The sequence below is a fragment of the Pseudomonas allii genome, assembly GCF_055380095.1.
In genome coordinates this window covers 2,022,192-2,041,589 of sequence record NZ_AP039450.1, presented here as the reverse complement: position 1 = coordinate 2,041,589, position 19,398 = coordinate 2,022,192, and the positions used below count along the sequence as shown (strand labels likewise).

Genomic DNA, 19,398 nt, shown 5'->3' with positions numbered 1-19,398 from the left:
AACGGGGTAGCGGAATGAGAACCTGGGACGAACCGAAAAAACGCAAGGCGCACATCGAACTGATCCCCATGATCGACGTGATGATGTTCCTCCTGGTGTTTTTCGTACTCGTGAGCCTGAACGTGATTCCGGCCCTCGGCATGAAGACCCAACTGCCCAGCGCCAGCAGTTCGCAGCAGCTCAAGCCGCAGAACAAATTCATCCTGACCCTGGGTCTGGAAGGCCAGTTGCAACTGGATGGCAAGGACCTCACGGTCGACGCGCTGGTGCCGGCGTTGAAGGCCGCCGAAAAGCCTGACACCAAGTCGACCATCATCGTTAACAGCGACAAAGGCGTCGAGGTTTCGCGCCTGGTGGAGGTGATGGACACCCTGCGTCTGGGTGGCTTTACCTCCGTGTCCATTGCCACGCGTAAGTCCTGATCATGTACGTATTGTTTCGTGTGCGTCAGCTGCTGGGCAGTGTCCCGGCCCTGATCGCCCTGGTGCTGATTGCACTGGGTATCCAGTCCCAGACCTTGAAGGTCGAACCGGTGTATGACGAGTCCGCCGTCGAGTTGGCGCTGGTCGAGCCGGAGCCGGAAGTGGTCCCGGAACCGGTGGTGGAACAAGAGCCGCCACCGCCGGTGATCGAGGATGAAGAGGCCGAGCCGGCCCCACCACCGCCACCGCCCAAGCCGCAGCCAAAACCCAAGCCTGAGCCCAAGCCAAAACCTGTGCCCAAGCCCGTGGTGGCCAAGCCAACGCCCGCACCGACGCCGCCACCGGTCGCTGCCAAACCGGCACCGGCGCCTGTGGCCCAGACCGCGCCGACACCGGCGCCACCCGCCCCTCCCAAGGTCGACGGCCAGGCACTGGAAGGCGGTTACCTCAAGGGGTTGCGCAACGAGTTGGACACCTACAAGCAGTACCCCACCGGGCGCCAGGCCTCCCTCGAACGCCCGAGCGGCGAAGTGGTGGTCTGGTTGCTGGTCGACCGCCAGGGTCGGGTTCTCGACTCCGGCTTGCAAACCCAGGCCTCGAGCATGTTGCTCAACCGGGCCGCCACCAACAGCTTGCGTCGCATCAAGCAAGTCAAGCCGTTCCCCGAGCAAGCCTTCGGGGGCCGCAATGAGCAGCGCTTCACCGCCACCTTCAACTACAGCGTGCAATAAGCACCCGACACCAGGACGACAGAGATGAGGTTCACACGGATTCATCTGGCACTTGTTGCCGCAAGCATGGGCCATGGCATGGTCATGGCCGACACCCGCGACAGCGACGTCGGGACCATTGGGGTTCAGGGCAAGGCCACGGCAGGTGGCGGCTACATGGTGCAGGAAGAAAGCATCAAGGGCCGCTCCACCGTGACCAAGGAAGCGCTGGATAAACAGACCGCCACCGGCAACGCCGTGGACAAGCTCAAGTACACCCCGGGCTTGAACATTTCCAGCGAAGACGCCACTGGCCTGTCGGGCTTTCGCTTCACCATGCGCGGCCTCAACTCCGACCAGGTGGGGATGTCGGTGGACGGCATGCCGATCAACGACTCCGGCAACTACGCGCTGTACTCCAACCTGCTGGGCGACCCGGAAAACATCGACCAGATCTTCGTCACCCAGGGTTCCTCGGAAGCCGACGGCCCGCACATCGGCTCCAGCGGCGGCAACATCGGCATCGTGACCATCCGACCGACCAAGGAAACCGGTGCGTTCGTCAAACAGATAATGGGCAGCAACGCCACCCGCAAGACCTTCGCCCGCCTCAACACCGGCGAGATCAACGGCCTGAGCAACTGGCTGTCGGCCTCCCACACCGAAGGCCAGATGTGGCGCGGTTCGGGCGCCGTGCGTGCGGACAAAGTCGAGTGGAACAGCTTCTTTGACGCGGGCGACGGCAACACCGCCAACCTGATCCTCAAGTACCACGAGCAGGACAACAACAGTTACAGCCAACTGACCAAGGCGCAGTTTCAGCAGAATGGTCGCAAGTACGACCCCTACCCCGCCACCCCCACCGTGGGCAGCAACGGCAAGTACAACAGCTACTACGCCCTGGCGCAGAACCCGTTCCAGACGTTCACTGCCGTGCTCAACACCCAGTTCAAACTGGCCGACAACCTCGCGCTGTCGGTGATCCCGTATTACTACTGGGGTAACGGCAGCGGCGTCGGCTCGTCCAGCTATGCCCTCAACCGCGGCTCGAACCAGGGCGGCGTGTTCGACCTGGGCAACCTGCCCACCGGCGCCCAATACAACGCCGACGGCACCCCGAACAGCGGCGTGTACTACCGCCCTTCACGTACCCAGACCTGGCGTCCGGGCATCACCACCAAACTGAATTGGGACCTGGGCGATCACAGCGTGCAAGTGGGCTACTGGTACGAGCGCGCACGCCAGAGCCAGACCCAGCCGTTCATTCCGCTCAAGGCCAGCGGCAAGCCGGTCGACACCTGGCCGGATTCCAACGAGGCGGTGGTGGATGCCAATGGCAACACCATCCAGGGCCGCGACCGCTTCACCATCACCCCGGCGCAGAAGGTCTGGGCCCAGGACACTTGGTACATCAACTCGGACTGGACCCTGATCGGCGGCCTGGCGTACATGAACGTCAAGCGTGACGGAACCAACCACGGCAGCCTCACCGAGCAAGCGGAAAAACGTAACCAGAGCTACAACAAACTGCTGCCCAACGCCGGCCTCAAATACCAGGTGGATGAACGCGACCAGGTGTTCTACAGCCTGTCGCGCAACATGCGCATCCCGCAGAACTACGTGCTGTACGACAAGGGCGCAGGCTCCATCGACGCCAAGCCGGAAACCAGCTGGAACCACGAACTGGGCTGGCGCTACACCGATGAAGACATGACCGTGGCCGCCACCTTGTTCTATATGCAGTTCAAGGATCGCCAGGTGTCGTCGCGCGATATCAACGGCGACTTCGCCGACATCAACGCCGGCTCCGTCAACAACAGCGGCCTGGAACTGGAGTGGAGCGGCCTTTTGCCCAACCACTTCAACTACTACACCTCCTACACCTACACCAAGGCCGAGCAGCAAGACGACCTGACCGTGTACAACGCCGGCAAAGCGATCGTATTGCCCACCAGCGGCAAGCAGTTCGCCAACGTGCCGAAAAACATGCTGGCCGCCAACATCGGCTACGACGACGGCCGCTTCTACGGCACTTTCGGCGGCAAGTACACCAGCAAGCTCTACGGCGACCTGACCAACGACGAAGCCATCTCCGGGCGCACCGTATTCAACGCCGGCGCCGGTATCTACCTGCCGGTGGACAAGAAAGTGGTCAAGGACGCGACGCTGCGCCTGAACGTCGACAACCTGTTCGACAAGAAGTACCTGGACGGCGTGTACACCACCAAGACCAACGCGGCCACCTACGGCGGCTTCCGCGACGGCGACCCGGCTTACATCGTGGGCCTGGAACGCACCGTGACGGTTTCCCTGGAAGCCAATTTCTAATTGCGAGGTAAGTGAACATGGACATGAACCTGCTCCACGACATCACCTTCTATGTGATGTATGCCGCGATGGCCATCGCGATCTTCATCACCATCGAGCGCGGGATTTACTTCGCGTATGTACGCCGCCAGGCCCGCGCGCTGACCGAAGTGCTCGGCGCCAACGTGCACAGCGAACGCGACCTGCCGGAAAGCCTGACCCGGCGTGACAGCCTGCCGCTGAGCATGGTCTTGCCGGTGCTGGCACAGAAGGCGTCGAACGGATCGCGCAAGGACCTGGATGACGTCATCGAAACCCAGTACCTGACCACCCGCGCGCCGCTGGCCCGCAGCCTGTGGATCATCGAAACCATCACCACCGCCGCGCCGCTGCTGGGCTTGCTGGGTACCATCCTCGGCATCATCGACACCTTCAAGGCGCTGGCGACGGCGGGCGTGTCCGACCCAGGGCAGATCTCCGGCGGCATCGGCACGGCCCTGTTCGCCACCGGGTTGGGGATCGCCATTGCGCTGTTCTGCGTGGTGTTCCACAACTTCTTCCAGGACAGCCTGGAGCGCATCAACGACCAGCTGAAAATCCTGCTGATCCGCGCCGCCACCGGTGCCCGCGTGCAGAGTGAAGTGCCGCACTTGGTACCGACGCCGCTGCACAGCCGCACGGCATAAACCTGTGGTGAGCAGGCTTGCCCTGCTCACCACATCAGTGAAGAGAGTGTTATGTCCGTGTCCTTGAAATTGCGTATCGCCGGCCTTGCCGGCTTGCTCCTCAGTCCGCTGGCCCAGGCGGACTTTTCGATTCCGGGGTTTGAACTGGTACACACCGTACCGGTGGACACCGCCCTCGGCACCGACGACCTGCGCCAGCCCGGGCCGGTCTGGAGCGAGCTGTTCGACGGCGCCAGAAGCCGCATCGATATCGGCCAGTTCTACGCCGCCGACCACCCCGGCTCGGTGATGGACCGTGTGATCGAGCGCCTGGAAGCCGCCGGCAAACGCGGTGTGAAGATTCGTTTTCTGCTCGAAGAAAAAGGCATCAGGCTATCGGAAGCCGCCACCCTGGAACGCCTGCGCGCGATCCCTAACCTGACCTTTCGCGTCTTGCCCTACGCCCGTGTGAGTGGCGGGATCATCCACGCCAAATACCTGGTGGTGGATAGCAAGCAGGCGTTTGTCGGCAGCCAGAATTTCGATTGGCGCTCGCTGGAGCACATCCACGAAACCGGGCTGCGCATCACCGACGCAACAGTCGTGGGCCAAGTGCAGGCCATCTTCGACCAGGACTGGAACGCCCAGCAGGCCTTGACCGACAACCAGCCGGTGCCGCTGCCCGTCGCGGGTAAGGAACCACCGCGCACCGGCAACTACCTGGTGGCCAGCCCGCAGCGCTACAACCCGCCCGGCGTGGGCGACTCACAGCTGGAGCTGCCGCGCCTGTTGAGCGAAGCCAAGCAGGAAGTGCGCGTGCAATTGCTGGACTACGCGCCGTTGTCCTACGGCCCGGACAGAACCCGCCCCTACTACGCGGTGATCGACAATGCCGTGCGCGCTGCCGCGGCGCGTGGGGTGTCGATCAAGCTGATGGTGTCCAACTGGAACACCGACAAGCTGGAACTGCCTTACCTCAAGAGCCTGGCGGTGCTGCCCAACGTGCAGATCAAGATCGTCACCCTGCCCGAGGCCAGGCAGGGATTCATTCCTTATGCGCGGGTGATCCACAGCAAGACCATGGAGATCGACAGCCAGGTCGCGTGGGTCGGCACCAGCAATTGGCTGGGTGGCTACCTGGATAATTCGCGCAACCTGGAAGTGGTGATGCGCAACGAAGCGATGGCCAGGCGCGTCGGGCAATTGCACGAGCAGTTGTGGGATGGACCTTATGCCAGAGCCTTGGACGTGACCGCCGAGTACCCCGAGCCCCACCCTGGCCAGCATTGACCGGAGGCACCTGACTAATGGTAGTGTGTGGAAATGTTTCTGACAGATCGATCAGAAACCTCCTACTCACTACCTGCAAAGGAATGCGTCTCTCCATGCACTTTCCCCTCAAGCAACTGGCGGCTGCCACCCTGTTCGCGGCGAGCCTTTCGGCGGTTACCTGCCCTGCCTTCGCCAACATCACGCCCGAGCAAAGCACGGCGATTCTCAAGAACTTCAACGAAACGTCCGTCACCGATTTTCGCGGTTTCCTCGGTGCCCTGGCTAAAGGCGACCTGGGCAAAACCAGCGACGTCGGCCCGGCAATCAGTGCCTTTCTCGACAACAAAACCCTGAGCGCCGACCAACAGAACGAAATCAATCGCCTGCTGGGCATCTACACCCGGGTGAAGTACGGCAAAGCTGCCCTCGAAACCCTGCGCGAGCTGGTGGAAATCCCGACCTTCAACGTGGATGGCCTGCCGCAGTACAAGAACCCGGAATTCATCAAGATCGCCGGCAAGCTCCAGGACCTGGCCAAGGCCTTTAACCTGAACTTCCGCAACATCGACAACCGCGTGTACGAAATTTCCCTGGAAGGCAGTGGCGACGAAGTCGTCGGTATCCACGCCCACGCCGATGTGGTGCCGGTGACGCCGGAAAATTGGGTGCTCAAAGATGGCACCAAACTCGACCCGTTCAAGGTCACCCTGATCGGCAACCGCATGTATGGCCGTGGCACCGAAGATGACAAGAACGGCATCGTCGTGGCGATGTATGCCATGAAGGTGATCAAGGAAGAAAAGCTGCCACTGGCGCGCAATTTCAAGCTGCTGGTCGACACCACCGAAGAAACCTCCGGCGACGCGATCCCTTACTACTTCGAAAAGAACCCGACACCGCAGTACAACCTGGCGCTGGATGGCGGCTACCCGGTGGTGATTGCCGAGAAAGGCTACGGCACGGTGATGGCGACGTTCCCACGGCGAAAGGGTGAAGGCAAAGGCGCGGAAATCATCGCGATGACCGGCGGCATGGCCACCAACCAGATTCCGTCGGCGTCGGTGGCGACCTTCGTCAGCGACAAGCCAGCCGAATTGGCCGCCAGCCTGCAAAAAGCCGGCACTGAATACGCCAAGCACAACGGCGGCGATTTTGCAGTGGCCGCCAAGGTCGACGGCAAAGACGTCAAGTTGACCGTCACCGGCGTATCCGCTCACTCCTCCGAGCCGGAGTCCGGGGTCAACCCGGTGGCGCGCATGCTGGAGCTGATCCACAGCGTCGACGGCAAGATCGCCCTCAAGCACAACCACATCACTGATGCGGCGCGGTATGCAGCCGACAACTGGGGCCTGGACTACCTGGGCGGCAAGTTGGGCGTGGGCTTCTCCGATGAGTTCATGGGGCCGCTGACCACTTCGCTGACCTTTGTCGGCCTGGATGACAAAGCCTTCAAGCTGGCGGTGAACCTGCGGGTGCCGAAGGGCAAGTCGCCGGAGAAACTCAAGACCGAAATCGCCGACAAGCTGAGCGCCTGGGACAAGAAAACCAAGGTCAAGGTGGGCTTCACCTACTCGGCGGCCGAGCCGATGTACCGCAATCCGGAAGGTGAGTGGGTCAAGGCCTTGCTGGCAGTCGCCACGGAAAACCTCGGCATGGAGCACACGTTCGGCACCTCCGCCGGCGCAACCTCGGTGCATGAACTGCCCAACGGCGTGCAATTCGGCCTGGCGCGCCCGGAAGTCAAGTACACCGGGCACACCGACGGCGAGTTCAAGACCGTCGACCAGTTCCTGCTCGACCTGCAGATCGTCACCGAAATGATGGGCCGTATCGGCCAGTTGCCGAAGCTCTGATGTTAAGGAGCCCGCCGCAATGGCGGGCTCTTCAGGCTTGCAGCATCAACATATCCTCGAAAAAACCACCGACCGGTTCCGTGGGATGGCACAGCTGGATTTCCAGCACCCAGGCCATTTCACTCGGTGGGATGTCCAGATCGGCCAGTTCCTTGTTCTCGAACAGCGCATGGGGGAAGTCCGCCAGGCGATGCCCCGCGAGGTTGCGCGCTAGCCTCCAGCCTTTTGCCACGGCGCTCTGCTCGGCAAAGTCATACAGTTCTCGACCGGTGAGGCCTCGCAACCAGGCGTCGCGGGTCTCGTCGAACACTTCGTGCAGCGCGGTTTTACACGCCAGGTGTAGGGGTGAATCACCAAAGACAAAGGTGTCGCCATAGTCGCCCTCATAACCATCCCACACCGGGCCCAGGTCAACCACGACGATATCGCTGGCGCGTAGCCTGCGCTGGCGGTCGATCCCTTCGCGGGGTGGGCGGACCGTGTCGGCGCCAAAACGGATATAGGTCGGGTGCCAGGTGTGCGAGGCGCCCATGGCCTGCAGTTGTGCGGCGGCCATGTCGAGGGCTTCGCCGGTGGTCATGCCCACCCGCAGCCGGCTGGCAATGGCCGCCAGGGCGCGGATGGATTGGTCACGGGCCGCCAGCATGCCGTCAAACGAATAACGGGGGCCGACTTTTTCCCAGATCGGGTCGAACGTGGGTGAAGGCGTTTGCGCCCCTGCGCCCCCACTGGGCACAAAGGCTTCGGCGACAAACCGGTGAGCCGGCACGCCCGCGTCAAGGCATTGCTCGCGGACCTGGCGGATCATTGCGCCATTGCCGCACGCATACACCTGGGCGGCATCCCAGTGATGCCCGTGGCCCAGCGCAACCTCCTGCACCCGCCCCTGCGACGCCAGCACCGAGTGCCAGTGAAAACGCGGACGGTCGATGACTGACTGGTCCAGGAACACACGGTCGTAAAAGTCCGTCGGCTGCGCGCCTCCCCAGTACAACGTCACCTCGACATTGCGCTTCAAGGCGCTCAGCAGGATCGGCTTGATGCCTGCATAGCCAGTGCCCGTGGCGAACAGGACCACGGGCGCAGCGTCATGGTCCTGCCAGGTGCAGGCTCCAAAAGGCCCTTCCAGTTGTAGCAGATCGCCAGCGTCCAAGTCGTCCAGGACGACCTCGGAAAACAGCCCGCCGCTGACCCGGCGAATGTGGAAGACCAGGCGCCCATCGTCTTCGGCCGGCAGGTTGGCGATCGAGAAACACCGCGAGTCACCGTCGACCAGACGGAACTTGAGGTACTGGCCTGCACGCACCGCCAATGGCAGGTCCGGCATCAGCACCAGCTCAATGATGTCAGGGCTCAATGCGCACTTGCTCAGCACTTGTGACTCGACACTCAGCGCGGGGGTGTCCAGGGACCAGCCGGGGATTTCCAGGCGCATGTCGCCGCAGGCGTGGCTCTGGCACAGCAGCACTTCATTGGCGGCCAATGGATAGCATGGCGCGGGGGCGTTCGGCGCCAACTGCTTGGCCCGGTACTGCCCTTCTGCGACCACCACCTTGCACGATCCACAGGCACCGCGCCGGCAGGAGAACGGCACCGACAGACCGCTGGCGAGCATCGCATCCAGCAACAGTTCGTCACCGGCCTCAAAGGTTTTCCCCGAGGGGGACAGTTCGATGACATGACGTGTATTCATAACAACCTCGGGGTGAGTGAGGCTTGATTGTTGCGCTAGACTAGGCCCATTAAAACCTCCAGTTTTGGATAATTCAGATGGTCCAGATGCGTAAATGGCGGCCGCTGCTCAAGCTGGACGAGAGCGCCAGCCAGGCGTCCTACCGCAAGATCGCCGAAGGCCTGGTAACAGCAATCGTCGAAGGCCGCTTGCCGCCCGGCACCCTGCTGCCGGGCACGCGGGAGATGGCGCAGTTGCTCGACGTCAACCGCAAGACCGTGATCCTGGCCTACGAAGAAGCCATGACCAAAGGCTGGCTGGTCAGCGAGCCGCGGCGTGGGACCTTCGTCAATGCGCAATTGGCGCCCAAGCCGGTGCCGAGTCGCGCGCAACCGTCCTTCGCACCGCCCATCCTGGCGCAGGCGAACGCTCCGTACTTCACTCAGAACGCCCAGGTGAAGGCGCTGCAGCATCGGCATGGCGCACTGTTTTTCGACAACGGCACCAGTGACCACCGCCTGCTACCCCAAGCCGTGCTGCATCGCTATTACCGCAATGCCCTGCGCAACAGCTTTGCCTCCAACACCGTGCGTTATGGCAGTGAAGGCACCGGCTATGAGTTGCGCTGTGCCCTGGCCGAAATGCTGCGCAACAACCGTGGGCTGACGGTCAGCGCCGAGAATATCTGCCTGACCCAGGGCACCCAGATGTCGCTGTACCTGAGCGCCAGCCTGCTGCTCAAGCCTAGCGACGTGGTGCTGGTGGAACGCTTGAGCTACCCCCCGGCGTGGGAGATTTTCCGCAAGCTGGGTGCGCAACTGGTCACGGTGGACGTCGACGACGAAGGCTGCCGCACGGACCAGATCGATCGTCTGTGTCGCGAGCACAAGGTACGGATGATCTATCTGACGCCACACCACCAGTTCCCCACCACCGTGAGCCTGCACGCAGCGCGGCGGCAACAGTTGCTGGCATTGGCGGCGCAGCATGACTTCTGCATCATCGAAGAAGATTACGACCACGAGTATCACTTCAACGGGCGGCCCTACCTGCCCCTGGCCAGCGACCGTTCGCAGCGCCATGTGCTCTATGTCGGCTCGCTGTCCAAGGCGCTCGGCTCGACGTTTCGCTGCAGCTATGTGGTGGCGCCCACACCGGTCATTGAAGCCCTGCACAGCAACGCCGCGTTGATGCTGGGCGATGCCGACGCGGTGGCGCAGAAGATGCTCGCGGACCTGATCAACGCGGGTGAATTGAAGAAACACCTGCGCCGCGTATCCAAGGAATACCGCGCCCGCCGCGAAACCTTGCAGGGCTGCCTGCATGCGGCATTCGGTGATCGGATCAGAGTGCGCGAACCCGAAGGCGGGCTGGCGCTGTGGGTGCGTTTTGACGAAAGGATAAACGTCGAGCAGATGGTGGCAACCGCATTGGAGCATGGGCTGGTCGTACGCAGTGGTCGGCAATTTTCGCCAATGGACCAGCCGGAAAACGCGCTGCGCCTGGGCTTTGCCTCAATCAATCAGGCGGAAATCCGTGAGGCCACGGTGCGCCTGGCCAAAGCGGCAAACCCGCGCACACACAAAAATGCCGATCATCGCTGATCGGCATGCGGTTAGAGCGGCAGCAGGAAGCGGGATTTCTCTTCGGCCCGGGCCAGTTCCGGAAACTCCAGCAGCAGCGCCCGGTTGCCCCGGCCAATGTGCTCCATCACCGCCCGCGTAATGTACTCACGCACCATGCCGGTCGAGACGTAATACATGGCCCAGGCTTGTTCGGGCGTACAGTTGCCGATCTGTTCTTCGATTTCCGTGTACGCCTCGTCATCGTCCGACTTCACGTCGCGCTGATATTCGGCTTGGCCCATGATTGATCTCCTTCAACGGCACGCCTGCAACCGCCCGACGTGCCTGGTCATTCAGCCGGTCACGTGCCGCTCTTCACTTTGGTCCACACACGCGTGCGGATTCGCTCCAACTTCAAGGGCAGCGGTTCAAGGGGAACCAATGTGGCAATCGTCTCTTTGGATGGATAAATCCAGGGGTTGTCGCGCAACTTCTGTTCAACCAGCTCGGTGGCATCCTTGTTGGCGTTGGGGTACAGCGTGTGGTTGGAACTCTTGGCAATCACTTGCGGCTCAAGCATGTAATTGATAAACGCCAGACCTTGCTTGGCATGCGGCGCATCCTTGAGCAGCACGAAGTTCTCCGACCACACCAGCCCGCCCTCGCGCGGCAGGCTGTAGGCAATCTTGCGCCCGGTGTTGTTTTTTTCATTGATGGCCTGCGCCGTCAGCGCCCCGCTCGCCCAGCCCACCACCACGCAGATGTTGCCATCGGCAAAGTCGGCATCCGTTCTGGATGAATCAAAGTAGAGGACGTAAGGGCGGATCTTCAGCAGCAGCGCCTGGGCTTTCTGGTAATCCTCAGGGTTCTGGCTGTTGCTGGGCAGCCCGAGATAATGCAAGGCGATCGAAATGATTTCACTCGGGGAATCGAGCATCGCCACACCACACGACTTGAGCTTGCTGATGTTCTCTTCCTTGAAGATCAGGTCCCAGCTGTCCACCGGGGCATTCTCGCCCAGGGCGGCCTTGACCTTATCCACGTCGTAACCAATGCCGGTGGTGCCCCACAGGTAGGGCACGGCGTAGCGGTTACCCGGGTCATTGGCGGAGAGCAGCGCCAGCATCTCCGGATCGATATGCGAGAAGTTGCTCAGTTGAGAGCGGTCCAGCGGCGCCAGTACGCCGGCCTTGATCAGGCTGGGCAAGACATTCGACGTGGCGACGACCACGTCATAACCGGTACGCCCGGCCATGACCTTGCTCTGCATGATCTCGGCACTGTCGAAGGCATCCATGTGCATGCGGGTGCCGGTTTTCTGCTCGAATTCCTTGGGTGTTTCCGGGGCGATCAGCCCGAACCAGTTGTACAGGTTGACCCGGGGTTCGGCCGCCGAGACCGGCGCGCTCGCGCCCACACAGACCAGCGCCGCCATGAACATGGCGCGCAAACGGGGTTGACTCATATTGCTATCCTTGTCAAAAACGACAGGCCATCATGGCCTTCATCCGCTGAGGGGTGAATATACTCGGCACGTCCGATTAGTAAATACCTAGAAGTACTTAGCCCCGCCCCATGAATGCCTAACCCTAAAGGGGTAGTACATGTCGCTCGACCTTCACAACCTGGCCTGGCATCGGTCGGCCGGGACGCTGATCATGCAGCTGAACCGCCCGGCGTTCTGGAGCTCACTGGTTCGCGTGTTAAAGGAATACGTCCAGATCGACAACTGGGTCGTGCTGATCTTCAGCGACCAGCAGGTACGGGTGGTCAGCGTGACTGAGGTCGCCGATGCGGACGAAGTGGACGCGTTGACCCAGCGCTACGTGAAAGGGCTGTACCTGCTCGACCCGTTCTACATTGCCAACCGCGAAAACCCGCAGAGCGGCTTTTTTCATCTGTCCGACATCGCGCCGGAGCACTTCCTGACCACCGAGTATTACCACCAGTATTTCGCCCAGTACATCAGCGTGGATGAGGTGCAGTACAACGTACAACTCGACACCGACAGAACGCTGTGTATTTCATTTGGCAGCAACGTGCGCTACAGCCCGCAGCAGATCGCAACGCTGGACATTATCAAGCCATGGGTAATGGCGTTGATGCATCAGCGCATGTGCTTTGAGACTGATGCGGAAAAAAGCCAGGACGAACCGCCACCCTGGTCAGAGGCCATCGTGCAACTGGGCACACAAATCACGGCGCGCGAAAAAGATGTGCTCAAGTTGCTGTTGAGCGGTTTTTCCAACAAAGAGATCGCCGGCAAGCTGAACCTGTCGGCAGAGACCATCAAAGTTCACCGTCGCAACCTCTACAACAAATTGAACATCAAGTCTCAATCCGAGTTGTTTGCGCGTTTTTTCATGCCGGCGCAAGAGGCCCTGACGACGCAGTGAACGCTGCCGCAGCGGGCCTGCGGCGGCTCTGCACAAATCGCGCACAAACAAAAACGCCGATCATCGCTGATCGGCGTTTTTGTTGAATATGGAGCGGGAAACGAGACTCGAACTCGCGACCCCGACCTTGGCAAGGTCGTGCTCTACCAACTGAGCTATTCCCGCAAATGGCGTCCCCTAGGGGACTCGAACCCCTGTTACCGCCGTGAAAGGGCGGTGTCCTAGGCCACTAGACGAAGGGGACACACAACTGAAACACACGGTGTGCATTTCAGTGTCCAGGGGTTAGATCCGAAGATCATACCCTGGTTTCACTCAGTGCCGCCCGAGGGCCACACTGCTTAAATTGGAGCGGGAAACGAGACTCGAACTCGCGACCCCGACCTTGGCAAGGTCGTGCTCTACCAACTGAGCTATTCCCGCAAAATGGCGTCCCCTAGGGGACTCGAACCCCTGTTACCGCCGTGAAAGGGCGGTGTCCTAGGCCACTAGACGAAGGGGACACACAACTGAAACACATGGTGTGTATTTCAGTGTCCAGGGGTTAGATCCGAAGATCATGCCCTGGTTTCACTCAGTGCCGCCCGAGAGCCACACTGCTTAAACTTGGAGCGGGAAACGAGACTCGAACTCGCGACCCCGACCTTGGCAAGGTCGTGCTCTACCAACTGAGCTATTCCCGCAAATGGCGTCCCCTAGGGGACTCGAACCCCTGTTACCGCCGTGAAAGGGCGGTGTCCTAGGCCACTAGACGAAGGGGACACACGTACAACATTCACTGCTTAACCGCGTTTTGCTGTGTGCTTTACGCGTTAAGTGGCGCGCATTCTATGGACGGATTGAAAGATCGTCAACCCCCAAGGATAAATTTATTAAAATCAATGACTTCCCCCAGCTTTTCGGGCTCATGGGGGGATTGTGCACGTCCGGGCCTTGACGCCTATATTCTGGCGCCCGACAAGACGCTATAGTTCGCTCCAGCAAATGATGGCAATGTGCATCCATGCAGGGAGCACCTATCCATATAGAAGCAAACTACCCGGGCAACTGGTCGATCAGTCCTATCCGCCAGATGGCCCAGTCACTACACTCCACTGTAAACCCTATAAAGAGGTCACACCGGTGACACCACTCATGATCACCCTGCTGGTAATAGCCGGGATCGCAATACTGATCGCCATTGGCTACATGAACCACGTGGTGGAAAACAACAAGCTGGAAAAGAAGCGCACCGAGATCGAGCTTAACGATCGCCTGCGCCGTTGCGGTGAAATCACCGAGACCTTCCCCGGCCAGTTGATGACCCCGGCGCTCAAGTTGCTGCTGACCCGCCTGGAACTCAACGTCAACCAGCGCCTGCTGAACATGAATAAAGGCAGCGCGCCGCTCAAGGCCCGCATCACCGAGTTGAATACGCTGGTGGCCCAGGGCGAATCGATCCCGGTGAACAACCCGCCCGCGCCGATCCAGACCGAAGCCAAGGCCAAGGATGTGCGTTTCCTGCTCGAAGCCCTGCACGGCCAGGTTACCCGTGCGGCCCAGGATGGTTTCCTGCCGGCCAACGAGGCCAAGCACTGGATCCGCGAGATCCGCCATATCCTGGTGTTGCTGCATATCGAGTTCTTCAACAACCTCGGCCAGCACGCCCTGCAACAAGGGCAGCCGGGCCAGGCGCGACTGGCATTCGAACGTGGCGTGCAGTATCTGCGCAAACAGCCGGAGCCGGTGATCTACAGCGCACAACTGCAACACCTGGAAGCCCAACTGGGGCGCGCCAACTCCACGGTGCTGACCAACAGCAAGCCGGCTGAAGACGAAGTCAACGAACTGACCGAAGGCCTCAAAGTGGTCGACGCCGACGCCGAGTGGAAGAAGAAAGTCATCTACGACTGATTCGCTGGCCTATAGTGAGCGGGCTTGCCCCGCGCTGGGTTGCGAAGCAGCCCCGAAACCAGACACCGCAATCTGCTTGCCAGAACGCGGTGTTTTTATTGGGGCCGCTGCGCAGCCCAACGCGGGGCAAGCCCGCTCACCACTGTAATAACATCCAGGTCAGTACAAACAACCTCGCCGCCTCCCAAGATGCCATCACTTTGCATCTATCCCCCCGCCCCCGACTAGCGTAAAAAAGTGCCCCTCACTCCATGAAGTCAGAGGCCCGTTATGCCTGTCGCCGTCATTGATGGACAACCGCTGCACTACGTCGACCAGGGTTCCGGCCCCGTCGTCCTGCTGGGCTCGAGCTACCTGTGGGACCGCGACATGTGGGCGCCGCAGATCGAAGCCCTGTCGCAACAGTACCGGGTGATCGTGCCCGAACTGTGGGGCCATGGCGAATCCGGCCCGTTGCCCGCGCCAACCCACTCCCTCGACGACCTCGCGCGCCAGGCCCTGGCACTGCTGGACCAGTTGGATATTCCACAGATCAACCTGATCGGCCTCTCGGTCGGCGGTATGTGGGGCGCACGCTTGGCGCTGCTGGCTCCCGAACGGATCAACAGCCTGGTGCTGATGGACACCTACCTGGGTGCCGAGCCCGAGGCCACGCGCCAATACTATTTCTCGCTGTTCAAGATGATCGAAGACGCCGGCGCGATCCCCGAGCCGTTGCTGGACGTGGTCGCGCCGATCTTCTTCCGCCCGGGTATCGACCGCGAATCCGCGCTGTATCTGGATTTCCGCCAGCAATTGCAGGGCTACTCCAAGGAGCGCCTGCTGCAGAGCATCGTGCCCCTGGGTCGCTTGATCTTCAGTCGCGAAGATGTGCTGGAACAGTTGCCGAAGCTGGACGCCGACACCACCCTGGTGATGTGCGGCGAACAGGACAAACCGCGCCCACCTGCCGAGTCCGAGGAAATGGCCGGCCTGATCGGCTGCAGCCTGATCCTGATCCCGCAAGCCGGGCATATCAGCGCCAGGGAAAACCCAGACTTCGTCAACGAAGCCCTGCTGACCTTCCTCGCCAACAACGCCTGACTGCCCTCCCCTGTGATCGCCGCATGAACGCTGCGATCACAGGCGGAAGTGCCCGACCATACCCTTGAGTTCCGCGCCCAACTGCGCCAGCTGAATGCTCGATGCGGCGTTGCCCTGCATGCTCAGCGCCGACTGATCGGCACTGGCGCGGATACTGGTGACGCTGCGGTTGATCTCCTCGGCCACCGAGCTTTGCTCCTCGGCCGCCGCAGCAATTTGCTGGTTCATTTGCTGGATCAGCGACACCGCCACCGCGATGCTGCCCAGGGCGCTCTCGGTTTCCAGGGCATCGCTCACCGCCAGCTTCACCAGTTCGCCGCTTTGCTGGATCTGCTGCACCGAGGACTGGGCCGCGTTGCGCAAGTTACTGACCAGCCGCTCGATTTCTTCGGTCGATTGCTGGGTGCGCTTGGCCAACGCCCGTACCTCATCCGCCACCACCGCGAAACCACGGCCCTGCTCACCAGCGCGGGCCGCTTCGATGGCCGCGTTGAGGGCCAGTAGGTTGGTCTGTTCGGCCACGCTTTTGATCACACTCAACACAGTGCCGATGTTCTGGATCTCGGCGCTCAGGCTCTCGATGCTGGCGCTGGCACTGGTGCTGGAGGTGGCCAGCAATTCAATACGCTGCAAACTCTGGCGCACCACCCGCTGGCCACTGTCGACTTTATCGTCCGCCGTCTGTGCGGCTTGCGCGGCTTCTTCGGCGTTGCGCGCCACATCATGCACGGTGGCGGTCATCTGGTTCATCGCCGTGGCGACCTGTTCGGTTTCTTCTTTCTGGCTACTGACTTCGACATTGGTTTGTTCGGTGACACTGGACAACGAATGCGCCGAGGTGGCCAGTTGCTCGATACCGGCCTGCAGGCCGCTGACCATCTGGCTCAGACCATTACCCATCTGTTGCATCGCCTGCATCAGTTGGCCGATCTCATCGCGGCGACTGACGTCCATGCGCCCGCTCAAATCACCGGCGGCAATCTGCTGGGCGACTGCAATCACGCTGCGCAGCGGCGCGACGATCAAGCGGGTGATCACCCAGGCCGCGATCAACCCCACCAACAGCGCCAGGGCCGAAGAGCCGATGATCAGCATCGCGCTTTTCTTCAACTGTGCCTGCATCGACAGGTCTTCAGTGTCATACGCCTGGTTGACCCGGCCGACCACTTGCTCGGCCCGATCATGCAACTGCTTGTAGACCACCTTCTCCTGGGCCAGCAGGCCGGTGTACTCGCCGAGTTTTTCACTGAACGAAGCAATATGCCCGGAGACCTCATTCAACACCGTCTGGTAACCGGGGTCCTTGACCGCGGTTTTCAGTGTTTCAACCTGGGCCAGCGCCTGGTCGGCCTGCTCGATCTTGCCTTGCTCGGCGTCATCGGCGTCCACCTTCCGGCTCTGGTCCAGACGTACGTGGGCTTCGTTCATGGCTTGCAGCATCAGCCGTGAAACCTGGCTGACCTGCCCCGCCTGCTCGATAAACTCGGCGCCCTCCTTGCCCTGGCTTTCCTTGAGGCCATAGGCACCGTCGTCAGCCAGCCCGGCCTGCAACACGTCGAGGTTATTGGCCACGCTGGACACTGACCAACTGGCCATTTCCAACGCCAGGTCCTTGGTCTGGGTCAGCTCGACAAACTCATCGAACGCCTTGCGGTAGGCGGCCAGGGCCTGTTCGACATCGGTCATGACCGGCACGTTGGCCGCCGACTGAGCCTTGAGGCTCGCCGCGAGGGCGGCCAAGGCGTCGACACTTTCATGCAGGGCGTCGACGGCCTTGGGGTCGGCATGCAACGCGTAGTCCTGCTCGATCAGGCGTACCTTGAGCAAGCCGCTGTTGAGCGACGACATGGCCTTGAGGCCTTCAAAGCGCTGACCAACAGTTTGCAGGGACCACACGCCGATCGCTGCGACCAGGGCGGTCAGCAGCAATACCAGGGTGAAGCCCAAGCCCAGTTTTTTTGCCATACCGAGGTTGGCGAAGCGTCGTTGCACGGCCGAAATCATTGCACTTGCATCCTCTTGCAATGGCAGATGCCATCAAGCCCGGTTTACACAAGCGAGATTGGCAACCACAAGGCACCGAACACAAGTCATTGGCGCCACAATAATGGCAAAAAGCTACACGATCGTCGTTTTCAGAATGGTCGAGGTCGATCTGGCAGGTCCCATGGCGCGGAATAACGCCAGTGCCCGTTGATCATCAGCATAGGCCACATTGATTCGCAGCCACTCACTGGGCTCATCCGTTGGACTGAACAGTGCACCCGGTGACAGCAAAACACCCAGCCGCCGGGCACACGCCTGCAACCGCGACCGGTCCCCAGCCCCCGGCCGCGCCCACAGGAACATCCCGCCGGCAGGGTTGGCGAACACCTCCCATTCCTCATCCTCCAGCACCTGCAAGGTCGCGGCCATTTGCGCACTCAGTCGCTTGCGCAGGCGCTGTACCCACTTGCGATAGGTGCCATTTGCCAGCAGTGTCGCCACCACGGCCTCGGCAAACCGCGAAGTGCCGAAGCCGGTCAAAGTCTTGAGGCTGGCCAATTGCGCGATGATCGCCGTGCTGGCGCTGAGATAGCCCACGCGCAAGGCGCTGCTCAGGGTCTTGGAAAAGCTTGCAACGTAGATCACCCGCTCATCGTGAGGTAACGCCGAGAGCCGTGTGCAACTGGCGTGTTGCAGATCGCCGAACACGTCCTCTTCGATGATCAAAAAGTTCTCGCGGTGCGCCAACTCCAGCACACGCTCCGCCACGGTGCGACTCAGGCTGGAACCGGTGGGGTTGTGATACAGGCTGTGGATGAACAGGCATTTGGGCCGATGACACTGCAGCAAGGCTTCAAGCGTCGCGATGTCTGGCCCGCCACGGGTGCGTGGCACCTGCAGCAATTGCACACCATGGAATGCCAGTTGCCGATAAAGGTTGCCATACCCCGGCGTTTCGACCACCACGCAATCGCCGGCCTTGAGCAAGGTGCGTATCAGCAGGTCCTGTGCATGGCTGACGCCCGCCGTGGTGAGGATGCTGTCAAGGTGGCTGGGGATGTGGGCCTGTGTCAGGCGCTTGAGCAATTGCTCGCGCAATGCCGGAAGCCCCAATGGGGTGCTGTAGTTGAACAGCGCAGCCGTGTCGCAGCGGGTGACTTCACGAATCGCGTAGCTGATGTCATCGCTTTCGCGCCAGGCATCAGGCAGCCAGCCGCAGCCCAGTTTCAGCTCGCCCAACGGGTTATCGGCAAAGGCGCCCCAATCTCGCTCGGCACCTTCATACCACTGGCTTTCGTGTACCGTCGGTGGCTGGGCCACGCAGAAAACCGACCCCTGTTTCGAAACCAGCACGCCCTGGGCGACCAACCGCTCGAATGCCTCGATCACACTGGACTGGCTGAGCAGGTTATCGAGAGCCACCTGGCGAACGGAGGGCAAGCGTGTACCAGGGCTCGCCCCACTCGTGCGAATCCATTGCGCCACCGCGCTGATGATTTGCTGCACCACCGGTACAAGGGCTTGTCGATCGATCCCTAAATCCATGCGCCACTCACTTCAACTGTCTGTAATTC

15 protein-coding genes, 6 tRNA genes and 1 pseudogene are annotated in these 19,398 nt (G+C 61.1%); 10 read left to right on the top strand and 12 right to left on the bottom strand.

Going from position 1 to position 19,398, the window contains the following annotated elements; all coding sequences use genetic code 11:
* Positions 1–14: 14 nt before the first annotated feature.
* The 6 genes from ACZ445_RS09350 to ACZ445_RS09325 all read left to right on the top strand — a co-directional run bounded on the left by ACZ445_RS09350 (position 15) and on the right by ACZ445_RS09325 (position 7,229).
* Positions 15–422: an ExbD/TolR family protein gene (locus tag ACZ445_RS09350; RefSeq protein ID WP_005786670.1), complete on the top strand. Its 408-nt coding sequence runs from the start codon at positions 15–17 to the stop codon at positions 420–422.
* A 2-nt stretch (positions 423–424) separates the two neighbouring features.
* Complete coding sequence (locus tag ACZ445_RS09345; RefSeq protein WP_179029658.1) at positions 425–1,153, top strand: energy transducer TonB family protein; 729 nt, start codon at positions 425–427, stop codon at positions 1,151–1,153.
* Positions 1,154–1,177: 24 nt separating this feature from the next.
* Entirely contained in the window at positions 1,178–3,460 is a 2,283-nt protein-coding gene (locus ACZ445_RS09340; protein WP_179029657.1) for a TonB-dependent receptor, read from the top strand.
* A gap of 17 nt (positions 3,461–3,477) precedes the next feature.
* Positions 3,478–4,125 carry a MotA/TolQ/ExbB proton channel family protein gene (locus ACZ445_RS09335; protein WP_058427539.1) on the top strand — a complete coding sequence of 216 codons (648 nt, stop codon included), beginning with the start codon at positions 3,478–3,480 and terminating at the stop codon, positions 4,123–4,125.
* A gap of 51 nt (positions 4,126–4,176) precedes the next feature.
* Positions 4,177–5,394, top strand: coding sequence for a phospholipase D-like domain-containing protein (locus ACZ445_RS09330; RefSeq protein ID WP_464708231.1), 1,218 nt, complete (start codon positions 4,177–4,179; stop codon positions 5,392–5,394).
* 95 nt (positions 5,395–5,489) lie between these two features.
* Positions 5,490–7,229, top strand: coding sequence for a dipeptidase (locus tag ACZ445_RS09325; RefSeq protein ID WP_464708230.1), 1,740 nt, complete (start codon positions 5,490–5,492; stop codon positions 7,227–7,229).
* Between the two features lie 31 nt (positions 7,230–7,260).
* Here the strand turns inward: ACZ445_RS09325 and ACZ445_RS09320 are convergent, their stop codons facing one another.
* Positions 7,261–8,922, bottom strand: a complete 1,662-nt coding sequence (locus tag ACZ445_RS09320) for a M24 family metallopeptidase (RefSeq protein WP_464708229.1) — start codon at positions 8,920–8,922, stop codon at positions 7,261–7,263.
* Between the two features lie 77 nt (positions 8,923–8,999).
* Between ACZ445_RS09320 and pdxR the strand changes: the two genes are divergently transcribed.
* Positions 9,000–10,505, top strand: coding sequence for a MocR-like pyridoxine biosynthesis transcription factor PdxR (gene pdxR / locus ACZ445_RS09315; RefSeq protein ID WP_464708227.1), 1,506 nt, complete (start codon positions 9,000–9,002; stop codon positions 10,503–10,505).
* A gap of 11 nt (positions 10,506–10,516) precedes the next feature.
* Here the strand turns inward: pdxR and ACZ445_RS09310 are convergent, their stop codons facing one another.
* Positions 10,517–10,768 carry a hypothetical protein gene (locus ACZ445_RS09310; protein WP_058427534.1) on the bottom strand — a complete coding sequence of 84 codons (252 nt, stop codon included), beginning with the start codon at positions 10,766–10,768 and terminating at the stop codon, positions 10,517–10,519.
* A gap of 59 nt (positions 10,769–10,827) precedes the next feature.
* Complete coding sequence (locus ACZ445_RS09305) at positions 10,828–11,931, bottom strand: polyamine ABC transporter substrate-binding protein (protein ID WP_058427533.1); 1,104 nt, start codon at positions 11,929–11,931, stop codon at positions 10,828–10,830.
* Positions 11,932–12,070: 139 nt separating this feature from the next.
* Between ACZ445_RS09305 and ACZ445_RS09300 the strand changes: the two genes are divergently transcribed.
* On the top strand, positions 12,071–12,862 hold the full coding sequence (locus tag ACZ445_RS09300) for a response regulator transcription factor (protein WP_058427532.1): 792 nt from the start codon (positions 12,071–12,073) through the stop codon (positions 12,860–12,862).
* 89 nt (positions 12,863–12,951) lie between these two features.
* Here ACZ445_RS09300 and ACZ445_RS09295 read toward each other — a convergent pair.
* From ACZ445_RS09295 to ACZ445_RS09270, 6 genes are all read right to left on the bottom strand, one after another.
* Positions 12,952–13,027: transfer RNA gene (locus tag ACZ445_RS09295), tRNA-Gly, on the bottom strand.
* 3 nt (positions 13,028–13,030) lie between these two features.
* Positions 13,031–13,106 (bottom strand) — tRNA-Glu (locus ACZ445_RS09290).
* Between the two features lie 103 nt (positions 13,107–13,209).
* A tRNA-Gly gene (locus ACZ445_RS09285) sits at positions 13,210–13,285 on the bottom strand.
* A 4-nt stretch (positions 13,286–13,289) separates the two neighbouring features.
* A tRNA-Glu gene (locus tag ACZ445_RS09280) sits at positions 13,290–13,365 on the bottom strand.
* A gap of 104 nt (positions 13,366–13,469) precedes the next feature.
* A tRNA-Gly gene (locus tag ACZ445_RS09275) sits at positions 13,470–13,545 on the bottom strand.
* 3 nt (positions 13,546–13,548) lie between these two features.
* Positions 13,549–13,624 (bottom strand) — tRNA-Glu (locus tag ACZ445_RS09270).
* 360 nt (positions 13,625–13,984) lie between these two features.
* On the opposite strand from ACZ445_RS09270, the gene ACZ445_RS09265 reads away from it, so the two are divergent.
* Positions 13,985–14,755: a hypothetical protein gene (locus ACZ445_RS09265; protein WP_058427172.1), complete on the top strand. Its 771-nt coding sequence runs from the start codon at positions 13,985–13,987 to the stop codon at positions 14,753–14,755.
* A gap of 270 nt (positions 14,756–15,025) precedes the next feature.
* A complete protein-coding gene (locus ACZ445_RS09260) occupies positions 15,026–15,838 on the top strand; it encodes an alpha/beta fold hydrolase (RefSeq protein ID WP_058427173.1) in 813 nt (270 codons plus the stop codon).
* 36 nt (positions 15,839–15,874) lie between these two features.
* Here the strand turns inward: ACZ445_RS09260 and ACZ445_RS09255 are convergent, their stop codons facing one another.
* From ACZ445_RS09255 to ACZ445_RS09245, 3 genes and pseudogenes are all read right to left on the bottom strand, one after another.
* On the bottom strand, positions 15,875–16,717 hold the full coding sequence (locus ACZ445_RS09255; protein WP_464708602.1) for a methyl-accepting chemotaxis protein: 843 nt from the start codon (positions 16,715–16,717) through the stop codon (positions 15,875–15,877).
* A 15-nt stretch (positions 16,718–16,732) separates the two neighbouring features.
* Positions 16,733–16,933: pseudogene (locus tag ACZ445_RS09250) on the bottom strand (HAMP domain-containing protein); the annotation flags it as partial.
* A gap of 1,023 nt (positions 16,934–17,956) precedes the next feature.
* Positions 17,957–19,369, bottom strand: a complete 1,413-nt coding sequence (locus ACZ445_RS09245) for an aminotransferase-like domain-containing protein (protein ID WP_464705063.1) — start codon at positions 19,367–19,369, stop codon at positions 17,957–17,959.
* Positions 19,370–19,398 lie beyond the last annotated feature (29 nt).

What these genes read in the sequence shown, in the direction of transcription:
- ACZ445_RS09350 (WP_005786670.1), top strand. Translation starts at nt 15, where the DNA reads ATGAGAACCTGGGACGAACCGAAAAAACGCAAGGCGCACATCGAACTG.
- ACZ445_RS09345 (WP_179029658.1), top strand. Translation starts at nt 425, where the DNA reads ATGTACGTATTGTTTCGTGTGCGTCAGCTGCTGGGCAGTGTCCCGGCC.
- ACZ445_RS09340 (WP_179029657.1), top strand. Translation starts at nt 1,178, where the DNA reads ATGAGGTTCACACGGATTCATCTGGCACTTGTTGCCGCAAGCATGGGC.
- ACZ445_RS09335 (WP_058427539.1), top strand. Translation starts at nt 3,478, where the DNA reads ATGGACATGAACCTGCTCCACGACATCACCTTCTATGTGATGTATGCC.
- ACZ445_RS09330 (WP_464708231.1), top strand. Translation starts at nt 4,177, where the DNA reads ATGTCCGTGTCCTTGAAATTGCGTATCGCCGGCCTTGCCGGCTTGCTC.
- ACZ445_RS09325 (WP_464708230.1), top strand. Translation starts at nt 5,490, where the DNA reads ATGCACTTTCCCCTCAAGCAACTGGCGGCTGCCACCCTGTTCGCGGCG.
- ACZ445_RS09320 (WP_464708229.1), bottom strand. Translation starts at nt 8,922, where the DNA reads ATGAATACACGTCATGTCATCGAACTGTCCCCCTCGGGGAAAACCTTT.
- pdxR (WP_464708227.1), top strand. Translation starts at nt 9,000, where the DNA reads ATGGTCCAGATGCGTAAATGGCGGCCGCTGCTCAAGCTGGACGAGAGC.
- ACZ445_RS09310 (WP_058427534.1), bottom strand. Translation starts at nt 10,768, where the DNA reads ATGGGCCAAGCCGAATATCAGCGCGACGTGAAGTCGGACGATGACGAG.
- ACZ445_RS09305 (WP_058427533.1), bottom strand. Translation starts at nt 11,931, where the DNA reads ATGAGTCAACCCCGTTTGCGCGCCATGTTCATGGCGGCGCTGGTCTGT.
- ACZ445_RS09300 (WP_058427532.1), top strand. Translation starts at nt 12,071, where the DNA reads ATGTCGCTCGACCTTCACAACCTGGCCTGGCATCGGTCGGCCGGGACG.
- ACZ445_RS09260 (WP_058427173.1), top strand. Translation starts at nt 15,026, where the DNA reads ATGCCTGTCGCCGTCATTGATGGACAACCGCTGCACTACGTCGACCAG.
- ACZ445_RS09255 (WP_464708602.1), bottom strand. Translation starts at nt 16,717, where the DNA reads ATGGTCAGCGGCCTGCAGGCCGGTATCGAGCAACTGGCCACCTCGGCG.
- ACZ445_RS09245 (WP_464705063.1), bottom strand. Translation starts at nt 19,369, where the DNA reads ATGGATTTAGGGATCGATCGACAAGCCCTTGTACCGGTGGTGCAGCAA.